Below are 10,445 nucleotides of genomic sequence, written 5' to 3'. Positions count from 1 at the left end.
GCAGGACTTCATCCCGGGGCCGGGCGCGACGAGCGCCCGGCCCCCTCCCGACTCATCGAGGGGCGATCACCCGTGACGACTTCACCTCTGACCGAAGCGACCCGGCCGGACCAGGCCGAGGTCCCGCTGTCGCGCAACCGCGGCTATCACATCCTCTGGTCCGGCCAGCTGCTGTCGGAGACCACCCTGGAGATCGTGGCGGTGGCGTTCCCGCTGCTGATCCTGGCCCGGGCCGGCGATCCGCTGCAGATGGGCCTGGCCGCCTCGCTGGCCGCGGCGGCCGGGATGCTGGCGGTGCTGCCGGCCGGGGTGCTCGCCGACCGCTGGGATCGGCGCAAGCTCATGCTGTTCTGCCAGGCCGGCCGGGTGCTGGGGATGCTCAGCCTGGTGGCCGCGCTGGTGACCGGCTGGTTCTCGATCTGGCACGTGATCGCCGTGATGGTGGTGGACGCCCTGCTCAGCACGGTGTTCGATCCGGCCGAGCAGTCGGCGCTGCCGCAGGTCGTCCCCGCGTCGCAACTGTCCACGGCGATCTCCCGCAACACGGCCCGGCCGTTCCTGGCCGGGCTGCTCGGGCCGGCACTGGCCGGTGTGCTGTTCCAGCTGGGCCCGAACGTGCCGTTCCTGGCCAGCGCCGGCATGCTCCTGATCAGCACGGTGGCGCTGGTGTTCCTGCGGCTGCCGCGGTCGCCGGGCGTGCCGGAGGGCGACGAGGCGGAGGCGGACTTCGAGCCGTCGTCGTGGCGCTCGGACGCGGGCGCCGGGTTGCGCTGGGTGTTCGGTCACCGGGTGCTGCGCGAGACGCTGCTCTGGATCATGTTCAGCAACCTGATCTTCGGCGCCCTCGTCATGATCATCCTGGGCCGTGCCGAGCAGGAGTCGATCGACCCCGGACTGGTCGGCCTGATGATGACCTGCCTGGGCGCGGGCGGCCTGATCGGCGCGGTGCTGGCGCCGCGGCTGCAGGCGGCGCTGCCGCCGCGGGCTAGCATCCTCGGGTTCAGCTGGCTGGCCGTCGTCACCACCGCGCTGATGGCCGTGGCGCCGCCCGGCATCTGGCTCGGCGTGCTGCTGGGCCTGACGACGGTGCTGGCCCCGGCCGCGAACACGACGGTCCTGACCTACCAGATGACGATCACGCCGGACGCGCTGCGGGGCCGGCTCAGCAGCGTCGCCGGCTTCTGTTCCGGCGGGGCGGGCGTGCTCGGTCCCGCGGCCGCCGGTGTCCTGCTGACCGTGGCCGGCGGGGCGGGCGCCCTCTGGTGGTGCTCCGCGGCGCTGGCGGTGGTGGCCGTGTTCGCGACGGTCAGCCCCGGCCTGCGGCATTTCGACGCAGCATGAATCGCTGCGGATGTCCACATTCGCCGGCCCGGACAGGGGCCCACTTTCACTCCTGAGTCAAACAACTGGTTCCGCGGGAGCCGAGAACCGAAGCTGAATCCACGAAATGCGGAGGTGCCGAGTGCAGACCATTGAATTGACGGACGGGGATGTCGCCGCCATCGAGGCGATCATCACGGAGATCGCGGACCGGCACGACAGTGTGGAGTCCCCGGACTTCCAGCGCGAGAGCCGGATCTTCGCCCAGGAGCTGCCGCGGCGGGTCCGGGCCGAGCTCAACCGGTTCCGGCTCACCGAGCCGTCCGGCACGCTGGTGATCACCGGGTGGCAGGTGGACGACGTCGCCGTCGGCCCCACGCCGGCCGACCCGCGGCACAAGCCCGCCGCTTCGCCCACGCTGCTGCACGACCTGGCGTTCTACCTCTTCGCCGACCTGCTCGGCGACCCGATCGCCTGGGCGACGCAGCAGGACGGCCACATCATGCACGACATCTTCCCGGTTCAGAAGTACCAGAACGACCAGATCGGCTGGGGCAGCGAGCAGACGCTGACCTGGCACACCGAGGACGCGTTCCACCCGCTGCGCACCGACTACCTCGGGCTGATGTGCCTGCGCAACCCGGACGAGGTGGAGACCACCTACGCCGACATCGCCGACGTGGAGCTCAGCGACGAGCTGCGCCGGGTGCTCGGCGAACCGCGGTTCCGGGTGCTGCCCGACGACGCGCACCGGATCGCCCCGGCCGACGGCGACGCGGACGGCCGGACCGCTCGGCTGCGCCGCCAGGGGCTGGAGCGGGTGGAGCGGGCGCTCGCCTCGCCCGAGCCGGTGGCGGTTCTCTTCGGTGACTCGGACGACCCGTACGTCCGGCTCGACCCCCACTACATGCAGGGGGTTCAGGGCCCGGAGGAACAGGAGGCGCTCGACGCCGTCTGCGCCGCGATCGACGCGGTGATGACCGGCGTGGTCCTGCGCCCCGGCGACATCTGCTTCATCGACAACTTCCGGGTCGTGCACGGCCGCAAGCCGTTCCGGGCCCGCTTCGACGGCACCGATCGGTGGCTGCGCCGGCTCAACGTCGCCCGCGACCTCCGCAAGTCGCGTGAATCCCGGGTGCACCCGGAATCGCGCGTCATTTATTGACCGACGCTGTTTCGCCGTCCCGACCAAACGTGGAGTGAACGTGCTCAGTGCAAATCTCGACGTCGCGCCGAACGCCGGAATCGACGCCCAGAACCTCACCCAATGGGAATACCTCGCCCTCAACAGTCAGCTCAATGTCGCGGACGGGCACGCCCGTCAGGCGCTCACCCCCGGCCAGGACAAGGTCGTCGGTCAGCTGCCGGCGTTGTTCGCCGAGGGTGAGCAGCGGCCGGTCGAGGAGATCGAGAGGGAGGCCCACCGCGCCTACTTCCATCTGCTCGGTCAGCACTCCTATCCGACGGCCCACGGCCGGGTGCTGAGCTGCTACTCCTCGTCGGTGGCGATGGAGATCCTGTCCCGTTCGCTGTCCGAGCAGGTGGACACGGTGGCCCTGGTCCACCCGACCTTCGACAACATCGCCGACCTGCTGCGCGGCAACCGCCTCGACCTCGTCCCGGTGAGCGAGGAGCAGCTGCACGGCGGCGACCTGCCGGCCGAGCTGCTGAACCGGGTCGGCTGCGTCTTCGTGACCACGCCGAACAACCCGACCGGCAAGGTGCTCGCCGCCGACCGGCTGCGCCGGCTCGCTGAGCAGTGCGCCGAGTACGGCGTCGTGCTCGCCCTGGACACCTCGTTCCGCGGCTTCGACCCGCGGGCCCACTACGACCACTACGCGATCCTGGAGGCGAGCGGCTGCCGCTGGGTCGTCATCGAGGACACCGGCAAGCTGTGGCCGACGCTCGACCTCAAGGTCGGCCTGCTGGTCTACAGCGAGAACATCGACCTGCCGGTCTACAAGATCTACTCGGACGTGCTGCTCGGCGTCTCACCGCTGATCCTGGCCCTGGTCCGGGAGTTCTCCGAGGACGCGGCGGAGGGCGGCCTCGCCGAACTGCACGACTTCATCGCGGCGAACCGGCTCATCGTGCGCAGCATGCTGGCCGACATCCCGGGGGTGTCCTTCCCGGACCCGGACAGCCGGAGCAGTGTCGAACGGGTCCACGTCGGTGGCCTGCAGGCCAGGGGAGTGTGGCAGGAGTTGAGCGCACGCCAGGTGTACGCCCTGCCGTGCAACTCGTTCCACTGGGCCGCGCCGTCCGAGGGCGACCACATGCTGCGCCTGGCGCTGTCCCGGTCGGCGGGCCCGCTCACCCAGGCGGTCCGTGAGCTCCGCTCGGTCCTGATCGGACTCTGATGACGAGCGCCCGTGTGTCCCTGCCGGCCGAGCCGGTGACGCGCCCGGCCGGCTGGACGCCGGGCGTCGTCCAGGACGTGGCCGGCCCCGGGGTCCTCGACCTCGGGCCCGGTTACCTCGAACCCGCGCTGCTCCCGGTCGGCCTGATCGAGCGGGGCCAGCGGTCAGCGCTGGCCCGGTACGGTCCGGCGGCGCTGAGCTACGGCCACAACCCCGGCGCGGATCCGCTGCGGCAGGTGCTCGCCGACCGGGCGGCCCTCGACGGCGGCGCCCCGTGCGGCAAGGAGCACGTGCTCCTCACCTCCGGCACGTCGATGGCCCTCTACCTGCTCGCCACGTCGTCGGCCCGGCCGGGTGACGTGGTGCTCTGCGACCCGGTCTGCTACGACCTGGCGCAGCGGCTGTTCACCGACTGCGGGCTGCGGCTGGGCCGGGTGCCGGGCGACGCCGAGGGCATGCTGCCCGAGGCGCTCGCGGAGGCGATCAGGTGCGTCCGCCGCACCGGGTCGCGACCGGCCTTCGTGTACCTCAACCCGACACATCACAATCCCCTCGGGCGGACGACCCCGGTGGACCGGCGACTCCGGCTGCTGGACGTCTGTGCCGAGTACGGCGTCGAGATCGTCGAGGACGACGCGTACGCCGAGGTGGGCTTGGACGGCCCACCACCACCGTCGATGGCCGCGCTCGCCGCTTACCGCGGCGTGGTTCGGCTGGGCTCATTCGCCAAAACCCTCGGCCCGGGCCTACGCCTCGGCTGGCTGCTCGCCGACCCCGATCGGGTGGCGCGGCTGGCCGGGCACGGTGTGTTCGTCAGTGGCGGTTCACTGAACCACCTCACGTCACTGGCGGTCGGTGAGTTGTTCGCCGACGGATCGTACGACCAGCGTCTCAGCGCCCTGACCGGTGGGCTGCGTGCCCGCCGGGACGCGCTGGCGCAGGCGCTCGCCGGGACGGGCGGGTTCACCGTCCCGGCCGGCGGGTTCTTCCTCTGGCTGCGGTTCCCCGGCGGTCCCGCCGAAGGAGAACTGCTGCGCAGCGCGGAACGCGCCGGAGTACGCGTCGCGGCCGGCTCCCGGTTCGGTCCCTCCGAGACGCCCGCCATCCGGGTGTCGTACAGCTTCAATCCGCCCGCTGTCCTGCACGCCGCAGGGCAGGCTCTGGTCTCCGCCTGGGAGTCGATGTGACCACCACCCACGCCCCGGACACGCTGTCCGGTTACAGCCTGCCGCTGTCGCCGAACGGCACGTCCTCGATGCTGACCCCGCCGCCGTGGCACTTCTCCGGTGAAGTAGTGATGGTCGACTACCGGGTCGACCCGGAGGCGGCGCGCCGTTTCCTGCCGCCCGGCCTGGACCCGGGCCCGGACCCGGGCGCGGCGGCCGCGATCTTCGCCTTCTGGCAGTGGTGCTCCGACGACGAGGCCGAGCTGCGCGAGCCGGCCCGGTCCCAGTTCACCGAGTTCCTCATCCTGCTCTCCTGCGAGTTCGAGGGCCGCCCGATGGCCCGCTGCCCGTACGCCTGGGTCGACCAGCCGGTGCCGATGGTCCGCGGCTGGGTGCAGGGCATGCCCAAGCAGTTCGGATCGATCAGCATGACCCGGGCGATGTCGGTCGGCCGGGCGGCGCCGCGCCGTGCGGCGGGCGGCCGGTTCGCCGGCACGGCCTCGGTCTTCGACCGCCGGGTCGCGACCGCCGGGGTGACCCTGGAGTCCCGCGCGGTGGAGCCGCCGGTGCTGCACACCGTTCCGCTGGCGCACACGCTGACCTTCCCGAACTGGTCGTCGGCCGGGGAACCCGCCGCCGAGCTGGTGGCCTCCGAGGTCTCCGGCGTCACGTTCTCGGACGTCTGGACCGGTCCCGCCGAACTGCGGCTGGAGGACGCCCTGGACCCCGATTTCGCGAGCCTCGCGCCGGTCGAGGTGGGCGCCGGCTGGGTGTTCGAGTACGCCGAGACGCTGCGCGCCGGGCGGCGGTTGACCGGTCACTGACCGGTCCGACCAGACGACACGGGGGAATCGATGTTGACGGTTCGACTGGACTTCCGGAACCTCGCGCTCTTCCGGCTGCGCGCCGGGCCGGGCCCGGCTGCCGAGAAGGCCTTCGCCCTTCATCTGTACGCGGACGACACCGACCTGACCCACCACCGCTGGCGGCGGCGGATCCGCAGCCGGCTGGGCGACCTGGCAGGCCCCGTCGCCGACCTGGCCGGCCGCCGGAGCCTGCCGGAACTGCTGACGCTGGCGCCCGGTGACCCGGGCGGCGACCACGCCCTGCTGGAGGCCTTCGCGTCGGTGGCGGTGACGCCGCACTGGCCGGAGATCAGCGGCCGGATCGCCGAGGCGCGGGACTCCGGCAGCCGGACGGTCGTCACCAAGGGCATCGGCCGGATGCTCGAATCGTTGCACCCGCGCCTGCAGTGGCAGGTCCCGGTGCTGCGGTTCCGGGGCGGGCCGGACCGGGAGCTGGACCTCGGCGACCGGGGGCTCGCGCTCAGTTTCGCCTACTTCCTGGACAAGAGCTACCACCTGGTCGAGGAGCCCGGCGAGGCGCCGACCCTGATCATCCCGCTCAATCCCGCGGTCCGCGGGGAGCTCGGCGCGCCGGACGACGGCCACGGCCCCGAGCTCGGTGACCTGATGGGACACACCCGTGCCGTCGCCCTGCAGCTGCTCACCGACACGTTGACCACCGGTGAGCTGGCCGAACGCCTCGGCATCACGCTGGCCGGGGCGAGTAGACACGCCTCCGTCCTGCGGCGGGCCGGTCTGGTCACCACCCGGCGCAGTGGCAGTGCCGGGCTGCACCGGCTCACCTCGCTGGGCGTTGCGCTGCTGGAAGGCCGGCGACTGAGCGGGGAGACCGGCCCGATCTCCGCGACGGCACCGATGGCCCAGGCCGGCTGAGCCGGCCGTCACCTCAACTGATCTGGAGACATCATGTCCACGAACCCTTTCGACGACCCGGACGGCCGATTCCTGGTGCTGGTCAATGACGAGGGCAGGCATTCGCTGTGGCCGGGCTTCGCCCCGGTCCCGAGTGGATGGTCGGTCGCGAACCCGGAGTCCGGGCGGGACGAGGCGCTGGCCTACGTCACCGAGAACTGGACCGACATGCGCCCCGCCGAGTTGATCGCGGCGGACCGGAGATGACCGCCACCGTCGTGAAGCCGGCCACCGGGACGCCGGCCCCGGTCGCGTCGAACCCGGCCCTGCTGTCCCTGACCAGCCTGCGGTTCTTCGCCGCGATAGCGGTCTTCGGAGCGCACGCGGCACTGGAGATCCTCTTCCTCAACCAGATGATCGGCGGCGTCCTGCTGTTCGGGGTGATGCCCGTCGCGCTCTCCGGCGTCTCCTACTTCTTCCTGCTCAGCGGGTTCGTCCTGACCTGGTCGCACAAGGAGGACGACACCGCCCGCAAGTTCTGGCGCCGCCGGTTCTGGCGGGTCTACCCCAACCACCTGGCCGCGTACCTGCTCGCCCTGGTCCTGATGGTCTGGGCCGGGCACGCCGTCGGGCTGTGGCCGGCGGTGGCCCAGCTGTCGCTGGTGCAGTCCTGGTTCCCGAACCCCGAGTACTACGACACGATCAACAGCCTCAGTTGGTCGCTCTCCGTCGAGGTGTTCTGCTACCTGTTGTTCCCGGTGCTCATCCGGGTGGTCAAGCGGATCCGGCCGGAGCGGCTCTGGTACGCGGTGGGCGCGCTGGTCACGGTGGTGCTCACGATCCCGGTCGTCGCCGACCTGTTCCTGCCGGAGGACCCCGCGCACCCGCTGGGCGACGCCTCGATGATGCAGTTCCTGACGGCGCTGAACAACCCGGAGAGCATGCCGCCGGACGCGCTGGGCCACGCCTCGATCCCGCAGGTGTGGTTCGTCTACCACCTGCCGATCATGCGGTTCTGCGAGTTCGCCCTCGGCATGCTGATCGCCCGGATCGTGCTGACCAAGCGCTGGATCGGGTTGCGCCCGATGGCCGCCGCGGCGCTGCTGATCGCGGTGTACGTGGCCGACGTCTTCGCCCCGTACCTCTACCAGCTCACCGCCGTCGCGATCATCCCGATGATCCTGCTGCTGGGCGCGGTCGCGGCGTCCGAGTACTCCGGCCGCACCAGCCTGCTGCAGGCCCGCCCGCTGGTCTGGTTCGGCGATCTCACGTTCGCGTTCTACCTGCTGCACGGGGTGGTGCTGATCTACGGGCACCTCGCGTTCGGCACCGAGGACCTCGGGGACGGCCCGGAGCCGCGGATGTGGCCGACGCTGACCGCGATCGGTTTCATCGCCGGGGCGTTCGTGGTCTCGATGGCCGGCGCCTGGGTGCTGCACAACTTCGTGGAGAAGCCGGCCATGCGACGGTTCTCGCGGGCACGACCCGCCGCCGTCCGGCCGGTGTCACCCGGTCCGGTCGGCGAGCCACAAGCAGAGCCTGCCGGACGGGTGACCACGGGGTAGGGCGGCCCGGCAGGAGACCCGCGCGGAGGAGGTCTCCTGCCGGTCCCCCGGAGAGGAGGTCGGATATCAGCACAACGGCAGATTTATGCGGGGAGTTGAAATGCTAGCGACGACAACCAATGATTCCCCCGCATACTCTGGCCGCATGGGAAGCGAATCGCTCGCAGTTTGGCGGGATAGGCACTCTTGGGCGGCGATCCTGGCGTTCCTGGTGCTGGCTCCGGTGATCCTCGCCCCGCCGATCGGATTGATGGTCGCCGTTCCGGCGGCGATCGCGACGGCGGTGGTGTTCATTCGATGGCCGCAGCGCGGCGTTTCGCTCACCACGGCGGCCGCCGTGACGGCGGGGCTGTCGCTGCTCGTCGACGTCGTCTATCCGGGGCCGCACGGTCTGGCGCTGTTCTGGCTGCCGTTCGAGATGCTGGCCCTGACGATCCTGACCGGTCTCACCATCCGGCTGGCCGACCCGCGCCGGGTCGTCTGGGCCGGCCCGCTGGTCGCGCTGGCGGCGCTGCTGCTGCCGCTGCGGTTCACGCTGCGGATGGACCGGTCAGTGGCCGGCGGTTCGGTCCTGATGGTGGCGCTGGCGGTGTTCCCGGTGGCGATCGCCGTCGGCGTCGGGCTGTACCTGCGGGCACAGGACCGGCAGCGGCGGCGGGCGGTCAGCGAGGCACAGCGGGTGCAGCGCCTGCGGGTCGCCGGTGACCTGCACGACTTCGTCGCCCACGAGGTCACCGGCATCGTGCTCGAGGCGCAGGCCGCGCAACTGGAACCGGTCGACGTGGACCGCGTCAAGGAGATGTTCGCGCAGATCGAGGTCGCCGGCCTGCGAGCGCTCGAGTCGATGGATCAGACGGTGCGGGCGCTGCGCGAACCGGGGGAGGAGGGCGGCGATTCCGGCGGGCCGGTCCGGGTGCACCGGCTCGCCGACCTGGGCGCCCTGATCGACCGGTTCTCCGAGGGGGCGGCGATGACCGCCCACCTGGACCTGCCCGCGGACCTGGCCGGCGTGCTCGACGCGGAACGGCAGGCCACGGCGTACGCGGTGGTGCTGGAAGCGCTGACCAACGTGCGCCGGCACGCGCCCCGGGCCACCGAGGTGCACGTCCGGGTGGGCCTGCTGCCCGGGTCCGGGATCGAGATCTGCGTCGAGGACAACGGCCGCCCCGGCGGCGGCCTGATCAGCAGACGCACCGGTGGCGGCACCGGTCTGGTCGGTATCGCCGAGCGGGTCCGCACGCTCGACGGCCGCCTGGACACCGGCCGCACCGAGACCGGCTGGCAGGTGCGCTGCGTCTTCCCGGTCCCGGCCGGCGCCCACCCCGTACATGATCCGGCGCTGCCGTCGTTGCCGCGACAGCAGCCCGGCCAACCAGAGATCGCCTGACCGCTCCGGCCCCTCGGCCGGGATGCCATCAGGCATCCCGGCCGCGTCCTTTTCCGCCCCCCCACCCGACCCGAGAAAGCGCCCGTATATCTGCCGATCGGCAGATGCCCGAACCGGAACATCCCGTCAGACTGAAATGGTCAACGGGTCATCCGAACGAAAAGGAACCGAACATGATTTCCAAGGGAACGAAGATTATCGTCGCCGTTTCTGCGCTGGCCGCCGTCGCGGGACTTTCCGGATGCGGTGGTGGTAAGGACGGGCCGGCGAAGACCGAATCGCAGAGCTTTCCGCTTACCGGAAAGGTGGTCCGGATCGACGCCGCCGAGGCTTCGGTACGCGTCGAGGAAGGCGCCGGTGACGCCCTGGAGGTACGGCGCGAGCTGTTCGGCAAGGCGGCCAGCGAGGGCAACGCCACCTGGTCGATGTCCGGTGACACGCTGAAGCTCGGCCTGAACTGCTCGGGCGTGGCGGTCAACTGCGAGGGCAAGTACACCGTCGCCGTGCCGAAGGGCACCGGGATCACGGTGGCGGCCTCCGGCAGCCAGGTCACCCTCGCGTCGGTCGCCGGCGACGTCGACGCCACCGTCACGAACGACGGGTCACTGCAGGTCACCGGCCCGGCCGGCAAGCTGAACCTGGTCAGCAAGGGCGGCGCGATCACGGTCGCCGGCGCCCGCTCCGCCGACGTCACGGCGAAGACCACCGGCGACGGCAGCATCAAGCTCGCCTTCGCCGCGGCGCCCCGCAACGTCAAGGCCACCGCCAGCGGGTCGGTCGAGGTGACGGTTCCGGACGACGCCAGCACCTACAAGGTCGCCGGCGCCGACTCCGGCAGCCTCGCCTCGGACAGCCGTAGTGACCGTTCCATCACCGTCGCCGCCGCGGACGGCAGCGCCCGCGTGCACCGAGCCGGCTAGGAGATCGCC

General features: G+C 71.4%; 10 protein-coding genes. All 10 read left to right on the top strand.

Going from position 1 to position 10,445, the window contains the following annotated elements:
• Nucleotides 1–72: 72 nt before the first annotated feature.
• The 10 genes from ACZ3II_RS08300 (at nucleotide 73) to ACZ3II_RS08255 (ending at nucleotide 10,436) form a co-directional block, all read left to right on the top strand.
• Nucleotides 73–1,341 (top strand): MFS transporter, encoded by a 1,269-nt coding sequence (locus ACZ3II_RS08300; protein WP_465516927.1) that lies wholly within the window; start codon nucleotides 73–75, stop codon nucleotides 1,339–1,341.
• Between the two features lie 121 nt (nucleotides 1,342–1,462).
• The gene (gene gntD / locus ACZ3II_RS08295; protein WP_465516926.1) at nucleotides 1,463–2,485 is read left to right on the top strand and encodes a guanitoxin biosynthesis L-enduracididine beta-hydroxylase GntD; all 1,023 of its coding nucleotides are present in this window, start codon (nucleotides 1,463–1,465) and stop codon (nucleotides 2,483–2,485) included.
• A gap of 40 nt (nucleotides 2,486–2,525) precedes the next feature.
• Complete coding sequence (mppP, locus tag ACZ3II_RS08290; RefSeq protein WP_465516925.1) at nucleotides 2,526–3,680, top strand: enduracididine biosynthesis enzyme MppP; 1,155 nt, start codon at nucleotides 2,526–2,528, stop codon at nucleotides 3,678–3,680.
• Nucleotides 3,680–4,867 carry an aminotransferase class I/II-fold pyridoxal phosphate-dependent enzyme gene (locus tag ACZ3II_RS08285; RefSeq protein ID WP_465516924.1) on the top strand — a complete coding sequence of 396 codons (1,188 nt, stop codon included), beginning with the start codon at nucleotides 3,680–3,682 and terminating at the stop codon, nucleotides 4,865–4,867. The genes mppP and ACZ3II_RS08285 overlap by 1 nt, the downstream gene beginning before the upstream one ends.
• Nucleotides 4,864–5,670: an enduracididine biosynthesis enzyme MppR gene (gene mppR / locus ACZ3II_RS08280; protein ID WP_465516923.1), complete on the top strand. Its 807-nt coding sequence runs from the start codon at nucleotides 4,864–4,866 to the stop codon at nucleotides 5,668–5,670. Before ACZ3II_RS08285 ends, mppR begins: the two co-directional genes overlap by 4 nt.
• Nucleotides 5,671–5,700: 30 nt before the next feature.
• On the top strand, nucleotides 5,701–6,585 hold the full coding sequence (locus ACZ3II_RS08275; RefSeq protein WP_465516922.1) for an ArsR/SmtB family transcription factor: 885 nt from the start codon (nucleotides 5,701–5,703) through the stop codon (nucleotides 6,583–6,585).
• A gap of 33 nt (nucleotides 6,586–6,618) precedes the next feature.
• Nucleotides 6,619–6,831 (top strand): MbtH family protein, encoded by a 213-nt coding sequence (locus ACZ3II_RS08270; protein ID WP_465516921.1) that lies wholly within the window; start codon nucleotides 6,619–6,621, stop codon nucleotides 6,829–6,831.
• Nucleotides 6,828–8,129 carry an acyltransferase family protein gene (locus ACZ3II_RS08265; RefSeq protein ID WP_465516920.1) on the top strand — a complete coding sequence of 434 codons (1,302 nt, stop codon included), beginning with the start codon at nucleotides 6,828–6,830 and terminating at the stop codon, nucleotides 8,127–8,129. Before ACZ3II_RS08270 ends, ACZ3II_RS08265 begins: the two co-directional genes overlap by 4 nt.
• A gap of 145 nt (nucleotides 8,130–8,274) precedes the next feature.
• Nucleotides 8,275–9,516, top strand: coding sequence for a sensor histidine kinase (locus ACZ3II_RS08260; RefSeq protein WP_465516919.1), 1,242 nt, complete (start codon nucleotides 8,275–8,277; stop codon nucleotides 9,514–9,516).
• A gap of 173 nt (nucleotides 9,517–9,689) precedes the next feature.
• Complete coding sequence (locus tag ACZ3II_RS08255) at nucleotides 9,690–10,436, top strand: DUF4097 family beta strand repeat-containing protein (RefSeq protein ID WP_465516918.1); 747 nt, start codon at nucleotides 9,690–9,692, stop codon at nucleotides 10,434–10,436.
• Nucleotides 10,437–10,445 lie beyond the last annotated feature (9 nt).

The organism is Actinoplanes sp. NPDC019969 (assembly GCF_055562375.1).
The sequence above is the reverse complement of the archived record's forward strand: the minus strand, read 5'-3'. Positions and strand labels throughout refer to the sequence as shown.

What these genes read in the sequence shown, in the direction of transcription:
- ACZ3II_RS08285 (WP_465516924.1), top strand. Translation starts at nt 3,680, where the DNA reads ATGACGAGCGCCCGTGTGTCCCTGCCGGCCGAGCCGGTGACGCGCCCG.
- ACZ3II_RS08275 (WP_465516922.1), top strand. Translation starts at nt 5,701, where the DNA reads ATGTTGACGGTTCGACTGGACTTCCGGAACCTCGCGCTCTTCCGGCTG.
- ACZ3II_RS08270 (WP_465516921.1), top strand. Translation starts at nt 6,619, where the DNA reads ATGTCCACGAACCCTTTCGACGACCCGGACGGCCGATTCCTGGTGCTG.
- ACZ3II_RS08265 (WP_465516920.1), top strand. Translation starts at nt 6,828, where the DNA reads ATGACCGCCACCGTCGTGAAGCCGGCCACCGGGACGCCGGCCCCGGTC.
- ACZ3II_RS08260 (WP_465516919.1), top strand. Translation starts at nt 8,275, where the DNA reads ATGGGAAGCGAATCGCTCGCAGTTTGGCGGGATAGGCACTCTTGGGCG.
- ACZ3II_RS08255 (WP_465516918.1), top strand. Translation starts at nt 9,690, where the DNA reads ATGATTTCCAAGGGAACGAAGATTATCGTCGCCGTTTCTGCGCTGGCC.